A 15,552-nucleotide genomic window follows, 5' to 3' on the forward strand; every position below is an offset into this window, starting at 1 on the left:
CGCTATTGCCTTATCATCCTCTTCGGACGATTCTTCGGATGCAGATTCTGCTGCCTTTTGCTTCGCTAACGCCGCTGCCTTCGCCTTGGCTGCCGCTGCGGCTTTCTGCTTCGCAAGGTCCACATCATCCTCTTCTGATGATTCTGAATTTATTTCAACTGCTGCTTCCTCTTCAGCTTGTTGTCTTACCCTTTGCTTTGCTAATGCGGCTGCCTTTGCCTTAGCTGCTGCTGCGGCTTTCGCCTTCGCAATATCTATATTTTCTTCCTTTGTTTCATCTTCACTTTTCGCTTCAGCATTCTCTTTTTCAGCTAATCTCTTTCTCGCAGCTTCCTTCGCCTTTTCGGCAGCCTCTCGCTTAAGTTGTTCCAGGTCTTTTTCTTCGCTCACGCTAAATCACCTTCTTCCCCGTTTTAGCCTCATAGCGAATCTTTTCTCTTAATTTATTAATCCCGTAAATCAGTGCAGCTGGATTTGGTGGGCAACCAGGAATGTACACATCAACAGGCACAATTTGGTCCACGCCTTTCACAACCGCATACGATTTCACATAAGGTCCCCCTGCAGTCGCACAAGAACCCATCGCGATCACCCATTTTGGCTCAGGCATCTGATCATACAATCTCTTTAAAACTGGCGCCATTTTTTTCGTCACCGTACCCGACACAATCATACAATCAGACTGACGAGGCGACGTACGGAAAAAGGAACCAAAACGATCTAAATCATAGTGAGAAGAACCTGTCCCCATCATTTCAATAGCACAACAAGCCAGACCAAATGTAAGTGGCCACAACGAATTACTTCGCGCCCAACCTTTCACCTGCTCCAGCGTCGTCATAAATACACTTCTCTTTAACTCTTCCATCTCTAAATCTGATATACCATCCATTTTTAAATCCATTTCAACACGCCCTTCTTCCAAGCATATACTAAGCCGATAACGAGCATAACAACGAAAATTAACATCTCAACTAATGCGAAAATTCCGAGTTTTTCGTAGGCAACAGCCCATGGATATAAAAATACTGTCTCAACATCAAAAATAACAAACAATAGCGCAAAAATATAATAGCGTACATTAAACTGTACACGAGAATCATGGAATGGCTCAATTCCACTCTCATATGTAGTAGCCTTCTCCTCACTCGGTGCATGTGGTCGAAGCAACTTCCCCAGAAACAACGCCACAATCGGGAGTAGAATACCTAACAACAAGAAGACAAACACAATCATGTAACTATTCAAATACTGATTCAAAAGATCGTCCATGCAGCCCCCTCCGATATCCCAAACATTTTATTGCCAAAATATTATAAATGTAACCGAATACATTATAGCACTTTTCCCAGCTAAGTGTCGACCAAACCTGCCACTTATTCTACGAAATTACCATTTCTGTCAAATGGGGAATAAACAGGTGGGGAAAGCGCGCTTTCCCAAGCCTTTTTTTCAACATTTGCAGTTTCAGCCATAGCTGAAATGATGAAACCATAGTTTCAACAAAATGGTAATTTCCAATTTCATAGAACATAAGTCCCCAGTTGTTCGACACTTTGCCCCCACCCCTAGCCAAAAATGCCGCAGGCGTTTTTGGCGTACTTCCTAATTCAAAATGTAATCTCACACAATCTTTATCGTAACGAAGTTACGCCAACACTTCTTACACCCTCTCCCACAAACTCTAAAAAAACACCTATACTTATAACTATTGTCCAAAAACAAAAATTATCAATATTAAATGAAATTATTGTCCAAAAACTAATAAAAGCTATGGAGTCATCGATCCCATAGCACATGTTTCTCAACTTTTTACGTTAATAAAAGGTATACAACAACTTTTTCATTTAGTTTATTATTTTTGTCTATTTTATAACCCCGAACTTTTAGGGAATAATACACATGAGGTGATTCAAGTGATCAATAAGGTATTAGTGTGCCTTTTTATCTTTCATTTAATTTCAACTAACCCCGTTACCCCACCTATTCAACAAATAGAAATTTTCGATATAAGTCAGGATAAAGTTATTGAAAGTATTCAAGCCAATATGGCTGTACAACAAGAGGTAAAAAAAATTCTTGACGGCATAACAGGTGTATATGCTAAATACAATCCGATTCCAAATAAGGGATTTATGATTAGAGTTCCTTTGGAACCTAATATAATGGTAAGAAGTCAATGGTTTGATGATCTTGTAGACGAGGTAACGATCATATTTCCTACCGAAGAACAGCCATATTTAATGATTTTTGATGATGAAAACAATTCTTATTTCCTTACATTTGAAGCAGATACAACCAAATTCTTAGCGCTACTTGATTTTAATCCATAGGCGTCAGATTTGAAGCATATTACAGAAACTATTGAAATAGGGATACTGACCAAAACATTCTTTGAAATTTCAGCAACATTGTTTTAATATTAAGGTATTAGAACATAATGTAAAAAGAGAATTGGTTGTTGGTGCAACCAATTCTCTAGGTACAGTCTACTGCAAGAAGAGCAGTGGCCCTAAGCGAGAAATAACCTCACCTTCTACGGACATAGACAGGGTGGGTTATTTCTTTTTTGTTAAAGAAATAACTACGGCAACTACGATTAATGTCGCAAATCCTATCATTAATGAAAGTGATTCGTACACCGTAACCACGATGCCACCTTCCTTCTATTGGGAGGTGACCATTGCCCACTCTGCTTAAACTGTACAACTCTATCTTATATTAATTTCTGTTCGATTCCTCAAATAATATAGAATATCTTAACAAATAATAAAGAAAAACAGAAAAACGCCTCCTCAAACTAATCGAGTAACTTACAAAAGTAAAATAGCCGGAGATTTTCCCGTTTAAGACAGCAACGAGCATTTTTTGGGGTTAATAAGGGAAGGTTTTCCGTCTATGCAAAGGAAAATCAGCCATTTTCGGACTTTTCGGGGCGATAGGCGGAATTGCTCCGTCTATTGAACCCATTTTTACTAATAATTCCCAATTAAGTGGAATTTTTCCGTCTATTTATCAATTCTAAATCCCATTTTACAGTGTCCACTTTTAAGACTAACCTCACTCTGACGCTTTAGCTAATCTCCCCGGAAACAACAAAACCCCCAGGGCCATAAGGCCTCTGGGGGTTCTCAACACTAAAAACTAGTATTTGTTTTGTGTTACGTTTAATCGATTGATGGCACGTTTTAATGCGAGCTCTGCTCGTTTAAAATCGACATGATCTTGTTTCGCCTGCAAGCGTTGTTCTGCACGATGCTTCGCTTCTTCCGCACGGTGAACATCAATATGTTCAGGTGTTTCAGCAGCTTGAGCAAGGATGGTTACTTGGTCAGGACGAACCTCGAGAAAGCCTCCACTTACAGCCACAAGTTCAGTGTCGCTTCCCTTCTTGAGTCTAACTGCTCCTACTTGAAGAGGAGCAACCATAGGAATATGTCCTGGTAAAATCCCAAGCTCACCGCTTTGAGCTTTTGCACTTACCATTTCCACATCAGCTTCATAAACTGGGCCATCAGGAGTCACGACATTGACTTTTACTGTCTTCATTTTATACCCTCCTAGGTCCCGTTAATTACGCTTCAACACCCATGCGCTTTCCAGCTTCTACTGCTTCTTCAATTCGACCAACTAGACGGAACGCATCTTCAGGAAGATAGTCGTATTTACCTTCTAGGATTTCCTTGAATCCACGAACAGTTTCATTAACTGGAACATAAGAACCTGGTTGACCAGTGAACTGCTCAGCAACGTGGAAGTTTTGAGATAAGAAGAATTGGACACGACGCGCACGGTGTACGACTAGCTTATCCTCATCACCTAACTCATCCATACCTAGGATTGCAATAATATCTTGTAGTTCACGGTAACGTTGTAATGTTTGTTGTACTTGACGAGCAACTTCGTAATGCTCTTCTCCAACAACCTCAGGAGATAGTGCACGAGATGTAGATGCCAATGGATCCACCGCAGGGTAAATACCCATCTCAGAAAGTTTACGTTCAAGGTTTGTTGTTGCGTCCAAGTGAGCAAACGTTGTTGCTGGAGCCGGGTCAGTATAGTCATCGGCAGGTACGTAAATCGCTTGGATTGACGTTACAGATCCAACGTTTGTTGATGTAATACGTTCTTGTAATTTACCCATCTCAGTTGCTAGAGTTGGTTGGTAACCAACGGCTGATGGCATACGTCCAAGTAGGGCTGATACTTCAGATCCTGCTTGTGTGAATCGGAAAATGTTATCGATGAAGAATAACACGTCTTGGCCTTGCTCGTCACGGAAGTATTCTGCCATTGTAAGACCAGTTAGAGCTACACGCATACGAGCACCAGGTGGTTCGTTCATTTGTCCGAATACCATCGCTGTTTTTGAAATAACTCCAGAGTCTTTCATTTCATAGTATAAGTCGTTTCCTTCACGAGTACGCTCACCTACACCAGCGAATACGGAAATACCACCGTGTTCTTGTGCGATGTTGTTGATAAGCTCTTGGATAAGAACTGTTTTACCAACTCCCGCACCACCGAATAGACCGATTTTTCCACCTTTAATATATGGAGCAAGAAGGTCTACTACCTTAATACCAGTTTCAAGAATTTCAACTTCTGTAGTGAGTTGTTCGAATGATGGCGCCTCTCTGTGAATTACATCACGACGTGCATCAGCAGCTACTGGCGCATCAAGGTCAATATTTTCACCTAAAACGTTAAATACACGTCCTAGTGTTACATCACCAACTGGTACGGAAATAGGCTTACCAGTGTCAGTAACCTCTAATCCACGAACTACACCGTCAGTAGATGCCATTGCAATAGTACGTACAGTGTCATCGCCAAGGTGAAGCGCAACTTCTAATGTTAAGCTGATATCAACTTCATTTTCGTTACGCGCACTATGTTTGATCGTAAGGGCGTTATAAATCTCAGGAAGATGGCCGCTGTCAAACTGTACGTCTACAACAGGACCCAATACTTGGGTAACGCGTCCTTTTGTCATCGTTTTCCCTCCTAACTTACTTTTCGCGGTCATTCAAAATTTTTTCGCACACTTTGAATGCCCAATAAATCTATATAATGTGTAAAAGTTCTACTCTAATGCTGCTGCTCCACCGACAATTTCCGTAATTTCTTGCGTAATTGCCGCTTGACGGGCACGGTTGTAAGAAAGAGTAAGTGAGTCGATGAGTTCTTTCGCATTGTCTGTCGCATTTTTCATCGCAGTCATACGAGCAGAGTGCTCACTCGCCTTTCCGTCTAAAAGTGCTCCGTAGATGAGACTTTCAGCATACTGAGGCAGCAATACCTCTAAAATATCTTCTTGTGAAGGTTCGAATTCATAAGAAGTTTGTTTTTTGTTAGCAGCTAAATCTGATAACGGTAATAGCTTTTTCTCTGTTACATCGTGTTGAATCGCACTTACGAAGTGGTTATACCACATGTAAAGCTCATCATACGTACCATCAGCAAACATATTTACAGTTGCATTTGCAATATCCTTAATCTCAGCGAAAGAAGGCTGATCAGATAAACCAGCAATTTCTAGGCTAACGGATATTCCTCTTTTGACAAAGAAGTCCCGGCCGACACGACCGATTGCAATGACAGTGTACTCGTCAGTGCTTTTATGACGTTTTTGCATCGCTTGGTATGCACCGCGAATCACGTTACTGTTATATGCACCAGCTAATCCACGGTCAGATGTGATAACGATATAAGCAGTCTTTTTTACTGGTCTGTGAAGTAGCATTGGATGACTTGCCTCAGAGCTGCCCACTGCGATATTCGCAACAACCTCTTGAATTTTTTCCATATATGGAACAAACGATTTTGCATTTGCTTCAGCACGGCTAAATTTAGATGCTGAAACCATCTGCATCGCTTTTGTAATTTGACTAGTTTTCTTTGTTGAAGTAATTCTCGTTTTTATATCACGTAAGGATGCCAAAGGTTCTCACCACCTTTTCCTCGATTTTTCGTAAACGCTTTGGAACCGAGTCTTCCTAGCTTTATTCAGACAAGCGACGCACGTCCTGCACGCCGCTCTTGATTATGTTTATTACTCTGATACTGCAAAAGTCTTTTTGAAGTCGTTGATCGCAGAAGTAAATACTTCGTCTTCTGGAAGTTTACCAGTTGACTTAATGTGATCAAAGATTTCAGCTTTGCGGTTATGCTCTAACCAAACGAAGTACTCTTCCTCGAAACGAGAAATGTCTTCTACTGGAATATCATCAAGGAATCCACGTGTTAATGCATATAGAATTGCAACTTGCTTTTCTACTGCTAATGGCTTGTTTAAACCTTGTTTTAATACTTCTACTGTACGTGCACCACGGTTAAGCTTCGCTTGAGTTGCTTTATCAAGATCTGAACCGAACTGAGCAAATGCTTCTAGTTCGCGGTAAGAAGCAAGGTCAAGACGTAATGTACCAGATACCTTCTTCATCGCATTGATTTGCGCAGATCCACCAACACGTGATACGGATAAACCTGCGTTAACGGCAGGACGTACACCTGAGAAGAATAAGTCAGATTGTAAGAAGATTTGCCCGTCAGTGATCGAGATAACGTTTGTCGGAATGTATGCAGATACGTCACCAGCTTGTGTTTCAATGAACGGTAAAGCTGTGATTGATCCGCCACCTTTTGCGTCAGAAAGCTTCGCAGCACGCTCTAATAGGCGAGAGTGAAGGTAGAATACATCCCCTGGATATGCTTCACGACCTGGAGGACGACGTAGTAATAGTGAAAGCTCACGGTATGCAGAAGCTTGTTTTGTTAAGTCATCATAAATAACTAAAACGTGCTTTCCATTGTACATGAACTCTTCACCCATTGTTACACCCGCATATGGAGCTAAGAATAACAATGGAGCCGGTTGAGATGCAGAAGCAGTTACAACGATTGTGTAATCTAATGCACCATTTTTACGTAAAGTCTCAACAACACCACGTACTGTTGATTCTTTTTGACCAATTGCAACGTAAATACAAATCATATTTTCGTTCTTTTGGTTAAGGATTGTGTCGATTGCTACAGCTGTTTTACCTGTTTGACGGTCACCGATGATCAACTCACGCTGACCACGACCAATAGGAATTAAAGCGTCAATCGCTTTGATACCAGTTTGTAATGGTTCATGAACAGATTTACGGTCCATGATACCAGGAGCTGGACTTTCAATTGGACGAGTTTTTGTTGTTTCGATTGGACCAAGACCATCAACTGGTTGTCCTAGAGAGTTAACAACACGGCCGATCAATGCTTCACCAACTGGAACCTCCATGATACGCCCTGTACGACGTACTTCGTCACCTTCACGAATGTCTGTGAAAGGACCAAGGATGATAATACCAACGTTGTTTTCTTCAAGGTTTTGTGCCATACCCATGACACCGTTTGAAAATTCAACGAGTTCTCCAGCCATGACATTGTCGAGGCCATGAGCACGTGCGATACCGTCACCGACACTGATAACTGTACCAACTTCGCTCACTTGTATTTCAGACTGATAGTTTTCAATTTGCTTTTTTATCAGCGCACTAATTTCTTCAGCTTTGATGCTCATGAATTTCACCCCTATCTTTTAGCGGATAAGTTCACGCTCTAAGCGCTCCAACTTACCTTTTACACTTCCATCAAATATACGATTTCCGATTCGAAGCTTAACGCCACCAATCAGACTTGGATCTACAATGTTTTGAATACGTAATGATACTTTTCCAACCTTACTAGCAAATACGCTTGAGATTCCCGCTTCCTCTGAGTCTGTTAAAGGACGAACAGAGAATACAGTTGCATCTGCAATGCCGCGTCTGTCATTTGCGAGTGTGATAAATTCATCCGCTACATCTGCAATGATATTTTCACGATGACGGTCAATTAATAGATGTAACGTATTTAATGTCATCTGAGAAAAACCTTGGAAGCTTTGCGTTACAATCGCTTTTTTCTTATCAATTGAAAGCTTTGGATTTCTTAATACAGATTGGAAGTCATTATTATTTGAAAACACTTGTTGAACTGTACGAATTTCTTCTTCATACTGATCAAGTGCATTTTGTTCGCTTGCTAATTGAAAAAGAGCTACTGCATATCGTTTTGCTACGATTCCTTTGCTCATCGCCCTTCTCCTACCTCTTGAATATATTCGTTAATTAACTTCTCTTGATCTGCAAGGCTAAGTTCCTTTTCGATAACCTTAGAAGCAACTAACACAGAAAGTGATGCAACCTGTTCACGTAAAGCAGTAACAGCTTGTTCTTTTTCTGTAATGATTTCTTGCTTTGCTGCTTCCTTTAGACGGTTTGCTTCGTCGCGAGCAGCTTGGATAATTCCTTCTTTCTGCTCTTCACCTAATTTACGTGCATTTTCGATTAACTCAGCAGCTTCTGTACGTGACTTTTTTAGTAATTCACGTTGTTCTTCTGCTATTTTTTTCGCTTCTTGGTGATTTTTCTCTGCAGAATCAATTTCATTGGCAATATGCTCTTCACGTTGTTTCATGATGTTCATGAGTGGACCGCCAGCGAATTTCTTTAGAAGCGCTAATAAAACGATGAATACAACCAATTGGAAAATGATATCTCCAAGGTTAACAGGCAATTTACCAGCGGCAGCGCCTAAGACAAAAAGATCTAACACCTATATTCCCTCCTTCTTTCGAGTTCCAGTCGAATGGAAGTTCTTATTTTCATCATCACGTGCGAAAAAAGCACGGTTATTTTTTTAAAAAAATATGGTAATACAAAGGAATGGCGAAGGTTCTCTTGGAATGATCTTCGCCATTTTGTTATAAAGCTTTCACTTTTTTTAGGTCACAAAATAAGGTGTTACCTTAGTGCAACTTCAAGGAAAGCTTCGAAAAATCATCTTATGCGTTAGCACCGAATACCATGAACGCGATAACAACCGCGATGATAGGAATCGCCTCAACTAACGCAACCCCGATGAACATAGTAGTTTGAAGTTTACCTTGTGCTTCTGGTTGACGAGCAATCCCCTCAACTGTACGAGATACGATAAGACCGTTACCGATACCAGCACCTAGTGCCGCTAAACCAATTGCAATTGCTGCTGCTAATAAACCCATTGAAATAGTCCTCCTTTAATTGTATAAAAAATTAATTAATAATTGTTTTTTGTTTGCCCAAAAAGTCTCATTCTGGACAAGGTTTATTTTTAATGGTCTGTACTCACTTTGTGAGAAATATAAACCATTGTTAACATTGTAAAGATATATGCCTGAATGGCACCAACAAAGATACTAAATCCTTGCCATGCAATCATCGGAATAAAGGCTCCGATTGTACCTAGAATTCCTCCAAGAATGCCACCTTCATAACTACTTACTGCCATACCGGCAATTAATCCGAGCAGGATTTCACCAGCATAGATGTTACCAAATAGACGCAGTCCGAGAGTTAATGTGTTTGCAAATTCTTCGATAATTTTTAACGGGAACATAAATGACATAGGTTTAAAGAAATCTTTACCGTATTCTCTAGCACCCTTCATCTTTATTCCATAGTAATGCGATAAACCAACAACCATAACAGCAAGTGTTAACGTAATCGTTGGATCAGCAGTTGGGGACTTCCACCATAATTGATGATTAAAAATGATCGCAAATGGCAACCCAAGAAAGTTTGCTACAAGAATATACATAAGTAATGTAATTCCTAACATTTGGAAGCGTCCACCTGTTTGCCAGTCCATTGAACTTTTAATAATTCCTCGAACAAAGTCCATGACCCATTCCATAAAGTTCTGAGCACCGGTTGGCTTCATTGCAAGGGTACGAGTTCCAAGAACCGCGATAATGAATACAATCAAACTCGCGATCGTGATCATTATGATGTTAGATGTGCTAAACCAAAGTCCAAACAATTGAAACGTAGGAGCTTCGTGACCCAACAGTATTCACCTCTCTTCCCATATTGTCTAGCACAAGCTTAAGCTTCGTGCTTTAGTCTATTTATGAAGTTTTTGAAAAAAGAAATCTATCATAATGACAAAATAAGCTGTCATTAATCCAATAATCATACTACCTAGGTGAAAATTTTGCGGATATTCCATGACGACCAATACCGCTAAACCAGCGACCGCCATTCTGGACATTGTTCCAAGTGAGCGGACCGTTCGACCCTCTTCATAAGCCTTCGTGAATTGCTTATTTTTCCGAGCCAATGTAAATAGAATCCACAAACTTCCTAATGTCCCTAGTATTAATCCTAAAAAGATTGATTTATATGCCGTGAATCCCCAGCCTAGTACATAGATTGCCAGTAAGTAGAATATGTATTTACGATATCTCGTAAACGCTATGGATAAATCCTGCATATCAAGTTAATCTCCTGAGAAAAAATGATTGACTAGACGAAGTGTTGCATAGACTCCTGCTGCTAGTCCTAATAGAAGGCCAAGGATTAAAAAAAGTGGTTCAGTGTCCAACATTCGGTCAATCCATCTACCGAGGAAAATACCTACTAGAATCGATCCTACCAACTGAGATAGAATACCAGACATCAGCGCATAGGCACGCAATGGATATTTGTCTTTTTTACCCATAAACACCCCTCACTTCTAGCGCCAGAGGCAGGTTCCAAACCTGTCAGAAAATACTCAATTTTGCAAGTAATTTAATGATGTAAACCTTCTCATCCATACCCTTTGTAAGCATACAATAGGCACCTATTAATGTCAATTGTTTGCAAGGAAAAAGTTCACCTTCTCACAAGCGATTTCAACGTGTTCCATATTGCTTACAAAAGCCGTTTTAATCGTGATTTTTGTTAGTCCTATTATCGTAGTACTAATTCAAAAATCCACTTGTCGTTCACAGAAAGTTCATAATTTGACACCCGTATTCATCGAAGGCTCATTCAGCAGAAGTGGCTGACTTCTGCTGAATATGGTCTAGTGGCCCCCTATCATTGTGTCCTCAAACGAGATTTCTGTTTCAAGTATATCCTCTTTCCCAGCTTTTCTTACAAATATGACTGCCTTGAAAATACCTTTTAAGTTTCGCTCTTTTCGATTTACTACTTTCTCTACTAATCCCCTTGCTACATCTCGGTCCCAATCTAAAAATTTCACGAATCTCAAACTATCCGGATCATAGAGAACAATTCCATACTCATCCGCACCTCCTGGTAAGTATAATTCATACCGGAACATATCCTCCTTATCCCCTTTTCTAAATTGGAAACCCATGATTCGAGGATAATCAGGTTCTTCAATGATATACATATATGGAATATGGTACCGATTTTTTTCTTCTTTTAAAAATAAATTCCCATGGTGCAGGCCAGCTCCGATTGTACTTGGTGTGATATCCATGGCGATTGAAATAACCTTTTTTTGCTTTGGTTTTACGGTAAAGGGAATGGGCAGGTCCCATTGAATCCCTTTGATGTTTTTTGGCATTTCAAAGGAATATTTCTTTTCCATATCAGATTGATTATCGATTGTTATGTTTATCCTTTTTTTCGTGCGTTTATCCTGATGATGAAGCATCCCAGCCGAAAACGAGCCAGGATAGATGAGAGTTTCCGAGTGGATGGCTTCATGGAGTTGAATTCTACCCGAGCCTTGTTCATACGGCTTATACAAGGTGCCATCCTCTTTTTCTAGTAGTTTTGCCGTATTCATAAGTGCTGCTTTAATTTGTTCAGGTGTCCAATCTGGATGTGCCTGTTTTAAAATCGCACTTGCCCCGGCCACATGCGGTGCCGCCATACTTGTCCCCTGCATTTCCTCATAGCCATTTGGAATCGTACTGTCAATCGCGACCCCTGGCGCTACCACATCAGGCTTAATCGACCAGGTGTGTGTGACAGGACCCCTTGAACTAAATGAGGCAATCGTGTCTTTTACTTGTTGGAAGGAGGTTTTGACAACATCATTTTGAGACTTGATTTGTTTCTTAAGCCATTCTCCATCTTCCTTCGAAAGCGAAGCGACCGGTATTGGAAGCTCCTTGTCTATCGAACCGGAGAAGTTCCCATCCGTGTTGTTATAGATTAGAACTGCAATCGCCTCAGCTTCAAGAGCGCGGACAGCTTTTTCTGTAAATGTTATTTGCCCTCTTTCCATTAATACAATTTTGTTTTTTACTTTTGGGAATGTCTTTTCCGTGCCAATTCCCGCAATTACCAGTTCATACTTCTTACGGAGTTTCCAAGCAATTGAACCTTGGAGTGGTTGGAGCTCAATTTTCCGATCCGACATTCCGACCGTTAAATAGGGTAAGGTCATTGGCGGTGTTGATGCGCCAACAGAAATCGCTTTTGACGATGTTCCAGGAGATCCAACCGTCCAAACCATCGGTCCTGAGTTCCCACTAGAAGTTACCGCAACAATCCCTTTTTCTGTTGCTTTATCTAACGCTAAACTTGTTGGCCAGTCCGGTCCATTGATCGTATTTCCAAGCGAAAGATTAATGACATCGACTTTATCCTCAATCGCTTTGTCTATAGCTGCAATCACTTGTTCAGAGGTCCCCATTCCCCCAGGACCAAGTGCACGGTAGCCCACGATATCAGCCTCGGGCGCGACCCCTTGGATTTTTCCATTCGCCGCAATAATCCCGGCTACGTGGGTTCCATGCGAGGTGTTTCTCCCCTCAACTCCCTTTGTTTCCATCGGGTCGTCGTCACCATCAACGAGATCATAACCACCTATATAGTTTCTTCTAAGGTCTGGATGTGTGTAATCTACTCCTGTATCGATCACCCCAACCTTAACTCCCTTTCCAGTTAAGCGATGATCCTTCTTATCAAAATGACCGCGAATCTCGCCCCCACCTATAAATGGTACACTCTCCTCAACAGAAGCCTGATAGGTAGCAACGGGGGAACTATATTTAATGCCAGACTCCGTTTTTAATTTTTGAATATCTTGTCTTTTTCCCGTTACTGAAAAACCTGGAAACACATACTTGTATATGTGGTTAATTTTAATGGAGGAGTCTTTCGTTTTTATTATCTTTAATAATGACTCAAATTGATTTTCGTCCGTGATGAAAATTTCATGCACCATTTCATCCATATCCTCTTTGGGCAATGGAGGCCTGTCCGGAAAACGGTGCGCATTGGCAGGAATGCCCGAAAATAGGAGAGTCATACTTATACAAATAGCCAGGAACATTCTCACAAAAAAACCACCTCTTTGAGATAGCATTTCTCAAAAGGTGGTTGAATATGTTTTATTTCGTTCCGAATAATCGATCTCCAGCGTCTCCAAGACCTGGTACGATATAGCCATGGTCATTTAGCTTCTCATCAAGTGCCGCAATATAGATATCTACATCTGGATGGGCATTTTTCATCGCTTCAACACCCTCTGGTGCAGCAACAAGACACATAAACTTAATATTTGTAGCGCCACGTTTCTTCATCGCGTTGATTGCTTCAACAGCTGAACCACCTGTAGCAAGCATCGGGTCCACCACGATGAATTCGCGTTCTTTAATGTCAGAAGGCATTTTAAAATAATACTCAACTGGCTGTAAAGTTTCAGGATCACGATATAGCCCAACATGGCCAACCTTGGCAGCAGGGATCAAGTTTAAAATTCCGTCTACCATGCCTAAACCAGCACGAAGAATTGGCACAATCCCGATCTTTTTCCCAGATAAAACCTTTGAGCTCGCCTTAGCAACGGGAGTTTCTACCTCTACTTCCTCAAGCGACATATCACGTGTAATTTCAAATGCCATTAAACTTGCCACTTCATCTACCAATTCACGGAATTCCTTTGTTCCCGTATTTTTATCACGAATGTATGTAAGCTTGTGCTGAATTAGTGGGTGATCAAAAACGTACACTTTCCCCATCGTTCATCTCTCCTTTTTGAATATGCTTCTTTTAGAATTTCCATCAGCTGAAAAAATAACACCACGAACTGTATTTTTCTCACTTCAATAAATTTTACAGAAAAAACAAAGCATGTTCAAGATGAAAGTAAAAATACAGAATGATTTAACTTTATTCGGCAGGAGTCCCAATTTTAGAAGTGGGATGATGCTAAAAGAGGACACAATTTAGTGGCGGGTTCAAACCCCGACCGAAATTAAGGAACTCAGACTAAGAACGTAACATCCTGTAACAACGTCTGAGTGACCAACATCGTGTTGCCTAAAGCCTCCGGCGGATGCCACGATTTTTTAATGGAAGACTTTCGAACAGTAAAATCGAAGACTAAAGGCGCCACGTCCTGCCGCAACGTCTTCATGATTCACATCGTGTAGGCCAAAAATGGGATGCAATGCGCATTTAATTTTGTAAATGTTCAGCTAATCCATTTACAATTTTATACAAAAGTGATATCATAATAATATAAGTTAAATATCGAATTGAAATGGGGTTGATCTTATGAAAGAAAAACAAGTATGGAAACTTAACGGGTTTTTAGGAGTCCTTATTATCGCTGTTTTCATCGCCCTAGGTGTCCTGATGTTCATTAACACAAAAATTGTATTTGGAGTCATTTTTGTAGCCCTTGCAGTGATTTTGGCATCCGGAATTACCATTATTCAACCTAACAAAGCAGGCGTTGTCATCTTCTTCGGTCAATATTTAGGAACGATTCGTGATAGTGGTATGTTTTTAACCGTTCCATTTTCTCTTCGCCGCACAGTCTCCCTACGTGTAAATAACTTTAATAGTAAAAAGCTTAAAGTAAACGATGTCGAAGGAAATCCAATTGAAATTGCAGCTGTTATCGTATACAAGGTAGTCGATTCTGCAAAAGCTGTCTTTGATGTAGACCATTACGAGGAATTCGTTGAAATCCAAAGTGAAACAGCGATTCGCCATGTAGCAACTCGCTATCCATATGACACATTTGAAAATGTAGAACTTACATTACGCGGAAATTCCGAGGAAATCTCGAACGAATTGGCAGCTGAACTACAGGAACGTTTAAAGGTCGCTGGGGTACAGGTTTTAGAAGCCCGTCTTACTCATCTTGCCTACTCAACTGAAATCGCCCAAGCAATGCTCCAACGTCAACAAGCTACTGCCATAATTGCAGCCCGTCAAAAAATCGTAGAGGGTGCAGTTGGAATGGCGCAAATGGCAATTAAGCAACTGGAGCAGGATAAGACTGTTGAACTTGATGATGAGCGCAAGGTGCAAATGGTGAACAACCTTCTTGTCGCTATCGTTTCAGAAAAATCAGCTCAACCTGTTATTAACGCAGGTACTCTCTATTGATGAGTGAAAAACATGTCTAAGAAAAAGAGTTTTCCATTGAGACTAGATCCCGACCTCTATGAAATTTTACAAAAATGGGCTGCTGATGATTTTCGAAGTGTTAACAGCCACATCGAGTTTCTATTAAAGGAATCAGCAAAAAAGGCAGGAAGAATACCAAAAAATAAACAGTAACTTGAGTTTGCGCTTGGGCTTGGGTCCGGGCGCATTGTTTTTCCTTTGATTTGAAGTTTACGGGAGGGTAACTTTGGCCATTTTCGATTTTGGACGTTAATCTGAATTTATCGGACCACTTTTTGAATATATCGGACATTGCTTTTGATATTGTACCTAT

Annotated in this window: 18 protein-coding genes and 1 pseudogene; 3 read left to right on the forward strand and 16 right to left on the reverse strand. The window is 40.6% G+C overall.

Features of this window, described 5'->3' with window-relative positions; translation table 11 throughout:
- From V7147_RS17755 to V7147_RS17765, 3 genes and pseudogenes are all read right to left on the reverse strand, one after another.
- Nucleotides 1-390, reverse strand: a pseudogene (locus tag V7147_RS17755) (NADH-quinone oxidoreductase subunit C); the annotation flags it as partial.
- Between the two features lies 1 nt (nucleotide 391).
- Nucleotides 392-904 carry a NuoB/complex I 20 kDa subunit family protein gene (locus tag V7147_RS17760; RefSeq protein WP_057998220.1) on the reverse strand — a complete coding sequence of 171 codons (513 nt, stop codon included), beginning with the start codon at nucleotides 902-904 and terminating at the stop codon, nucleotides 392-394.
- Complete coding sequence (locus V7147_RS17765) at nucleotides 895-1,272, reverse strand: NADH-quinone oxidoreductase subunit A (RefSeq protein ID WP_335369168.1); 378 nt, start codon at nucleotides 1,270-1,272, stop codon at nucleotides 895-897. The genes V7147_RS17760 and V7147_RS17765 overlap by 10 nt, the downstream gene beginning before the upstream one ends.
- A 644-nt stretch (nucleotides 1,273-1,916) precedes the next feature.
- Here V7147_RS17765 and V7147_RS17770 point away from each other — a divergent pair.
- Entirely contained in the window at nucleotides 1,917-2,333 is a 417-nt protein-coding gene (locus V7147_RS17770) for a hypothetical protein (protein ID WP_335369169.1), read from the forward strand.
- Nucleotides 2,334-2,558: 225 nt separating this feature from the next.
- On the opposite strand, the gene V7147_RS17775 is transcribed toward V7147_RS17770, so the two are convergent.
- The 13 genes from V7147_RS17775 to upp all read right to left on the reverse strand — a co-directional run bounded on the left by V7147_RS17775 (nucleotide 2,559) and on the right by upp (nucleotide 13,837).
- On the reverse strand, nucleotides 2,559-2,651 hold the full coding sequence (locus V7147_RS17775) for a putative holin-like toxin (protein ID WP_335369170.1): 93 nt from the start codon (nucleotides 2,649-2,651) through the stop codon (nucleotides 2,559-2,561).
- A 493-nt stretch (nucleotides 2,652-3,144) separates the two neighbouring features.
- Nucleotides 3,145-3,549 (reverse strand): F0F1 ATP synthase subunit epsilon, encoded by a 405-nt coding sequence (locus V7147_RS17780; protein WP_335369171.1) that lies wholly within the window; start codon nucleotides 3,547-3,549, stop codon nucleotides 3,145-3,147.
- 25 nt (nucleotides 3,550-3,574) lie between these two features.
- Nucleotides 3,575-4,996: a F0F1 ATP synthase subunit beta gene (atpD, locus tag V7147_RS17785; protein ID WP_335369172.1), complete on the reverse strand. Its 1,422-nt coding sequence runs from the start codon at nucleotides 4,994-4,996 to the stop codon at nucleotides 3,575-3,577.
- 90 nt (nucleotides 4,997-5,086) lie between these two features.
- The gene (locus V7147_RS17790) at nucleotides 5,087-5,944 is read right to left on the reverse strand and encodes a F0F1 ATP synthase subunit gamma (protein WP_335369173.1); all 858 of its coding nucleotides are present in this window, start codon (nucleotides 5,942-5,944) and stop codon (nucleotides 5,087-5,089) included.
- Nucleotides 5,945-6,055: 111 nt separating this feature from the next.
- Nucleotides 6,056-7,567, reverse strand: coding sequence for a F0F1 ATP synthase subunit alpha (gene atpA, locus V7147_RS17795; RefSeq protein ID WP_335369174.1), 1,512 nt, complete (start codon nucleotides 7,565-7,567; stop codon nucleotides 6,056-6,058).
- 18 nt (nucleotides 7,568-7,585) lie between these two features.
- Nucleotides 7,586-8,122, reverse strand: coding sequence for a F0F1 ATP synthase subunit delta (locus tag V7147_RS17800; RefSeq protein WP_335369175.1), 537 nt, complete (start codon nucleotides 8,120-8,122; stop codon nucleotides 7,586-7,588).
- Nucleotides 8,119-8,643 (reverse strand): F0F1 ATP synthase subunit B, encoded by a 525-nt coding sequence (gene atpF, locus V7147_RS17805; protein WP_335369176.1) that lies wholly within the window; start codon nucleotides 8,641-8,643, stop codon nucleotides 8,119-8,121. The genes V7147_RS17800 and atpF overlap by 4 nt, the downstream gene beginning before the upstream one ends.
- A 229-nt stretch (nucleotides 8,644-8,872) precedes the next feature.
- Complete coding sequence (atpE, locus tag V7147_RS17810; RefSeq protein WP_116352009.1) at nucleotides 8,873-9,091, reverse strand: F0F1 ATP synthase subunit C; 219 nt, start codon at nucleotides 9,089-9,091, stop codon at nucleotides 8,873-8,875.
- Nucleotides 9,092-9,180: 89 nt separating this feature from the next.
- Nucleotides 9,181-9,915: a F0F1 ATP synthase subunit A gene (gene atpB / locus V7147_RS17815; protein ID WP_335369177.1), complete on the reverse strand. Its 735-nt coding sequence runs from the start codon at nucleotides 9,913-9,915 to the stop codon at nucleotides 9,181-9,183.
- 57 nt (nucleotides 9,916-9,972) lie between these two features.
- A complete protein-coding gene (locus tag V7147_RS17820; RefSeq protein ID WP_335369178.1) occupies nucleotides 9,973-10,341 on the reverse strand; it encodes an ATP synthase subunit I in 369 nt (122 codons plus the stop codon).
- 6 nt (nucleotides 10,342-10,347) lie between these two features.
- Nucleotides 10,348-10,569 (reverse strand): AtpZ/AtpI family protein, encoded by a 222-nt coding sequence (locus V7147_RS17825; RefSeq protein ID WP_335369179.1) that lies wholly within the window; start codon nucleotides 10,567-10,569, stop codon nucleotides 10,348-10,350.
- Between the two features lie 348 nt (nucleotides 10,570-10,917).
- Nucleotides 10,918-13,041, reverse strand: a complete 2,124-nt coding sequence (locus V7147_RS17830) for a S8 family serine peptidase (protein WP_335369180.1) — start codon at nucleotides 13,039-13,041, stop codon at nucleotides 10,918-10,920.
- 166 nt (nucleotides 13,042-13,207) lie between these two features.
- Nucleotides 13,208-13,837 carry a uracil phosphoribosyltransferase gene (upp, locus tag V7147_RS17835; RefSeq protein ID WP_335369181.1) on the reverse strand — a complete coding sequence of 210 codons (630 nt, stop codon included), beginning with the start codon at nucleotides 13,835-13,837 and terminating at the stop codon, nucleotides 13,208-13,210.
- A gap of 538 nt (nucleotides 13,838-14,375) precedes the next feature.
- On the opposite strand from upp, the gene V7147_RS17840 reads away from it, so the two are divergent.
- Both V7147_RS17840 and V7147_RS17845 read left to right on the forward strand, forming a co-directional pair.
- Nucleotides 14,376-15,218 (forward strand): SPFH domain-containing protein, encoded by an 843-nt coding sequence (locus tag V7147_RS17840; protein ID WP_335369182.1) that lies wholly within the window; start codon nucleotides 14,376-14,378, stop codon nucleotides 15,216-15,218.
- A gap of 12 nt (nucleotides 15,219-15,230) precedes the next feature.
- On the forward strand, nucleotides 15,231-15,392 hold the full coding sequence (locus V7147_RS17845) for an Arc family DNA-binding protein (RefSeq protein WP_335369183.1): 162 nt from the start codon (nucleotides 15,231-15,233) through the stop codon (nucleotides 15,390-15,392).
- Nucleotides 15,393-15,552: the final 160 nt, after the last annotated feature.

Origin of the sequence: Bacillus sp. JJ1521 (genome assembly GCF_036965165.1) — a bacterium.
Lineage (GTDB): Bacteria > Bacillota > Bacilli > Bacillales > Bacillaceae_L > Ferdinandcohnia.

Coding starts and splice junctions, on each gene's coding strand:
- atpA (WP_335369174.1), bottom strand. CDS start 7,567: ATGAGCATCAAAGCTGAAGAAATTAGTGCGCTGATAAAAAAGCAAATT.
- atpE (WP_116352009.1), bottom strand. CDS start 9,091: ATGGGTTTATTAGCAGCAGCAATTGCAATTGGTTTAGCGGCACTAGGT.
- V7147_RS17830 (WP_335369180.1), bottom strand. CDS start 13,041: ATGGTGCATGAAATTTTCATCACGGACGAAAATCAATTTGAGTCATTA.
- upp (WP_335369181.1), bottom strand. CDS start 13,837: ATGGGGAAAGTGTACGTTTTTGATCACCCACTAATTCAGCACAAGCTT.
- V7147_RS17800 (WP_335369175.1), bottom strand. CDS start 8,122: ATGAGCAAAGGAATCGTAGCAAAACGATATGCAGTAGCTCTTTTTCAA.
- V7147_RS17825 (WP_335369179.1), bottom strand. CDS start 10,569: ATGGGTAAAAAAGACAAATATCCATTGCGTGCCTATGCGCTGATGTCT.
- V7147_RS17780 (WP_335369171.1), bottom strand. CDS start 3,549: ATGAAGACAGTAAAAGTCAATGTCGTGACTCCTGATGGCCCAGTTTAT.
- atpD (WP_335369172.1), bottom strand. CDS start 4,996: ATGACAAAAGGACGCGTTACCCAAGTATTGGGTCCTGTTGTAGACGTA.
- V7147_RS17820 (WP_335369178.1), bottom strand. CDS start 10,341: ATGCAGGATTTATCCATAGCGTTTACGAGATATCGTAAATACATATTC.
- V7147_RS17845 (WP_335369183.1), top strand. CDS start 15,231: ATGTCTAAGAAAAAGAGTTTTCCATTGAGACTAGATCCCGACCTCTAT.
- V7147_RS17760 (WP_057998220.1), bottom strand. CDS start 904: ATGGATTTAAAAATGGATGGTATATCAGATTTAGAGATGGAAGAGTTA.
- V7147_RS17765 (WP_335369168.1), bottom strand. CDS start 1,272: ATGGACGATCTTTTGAATCAGTATTTGAATAGTTACATGATTGTGTTT.
- V7147_RS17840 (WP_335369182.1), top strand. CDS start 14,376: ATGAAAGAAAAACAAGTATGGAAACTTAACGGGTTTTTAGGAGTCCTT.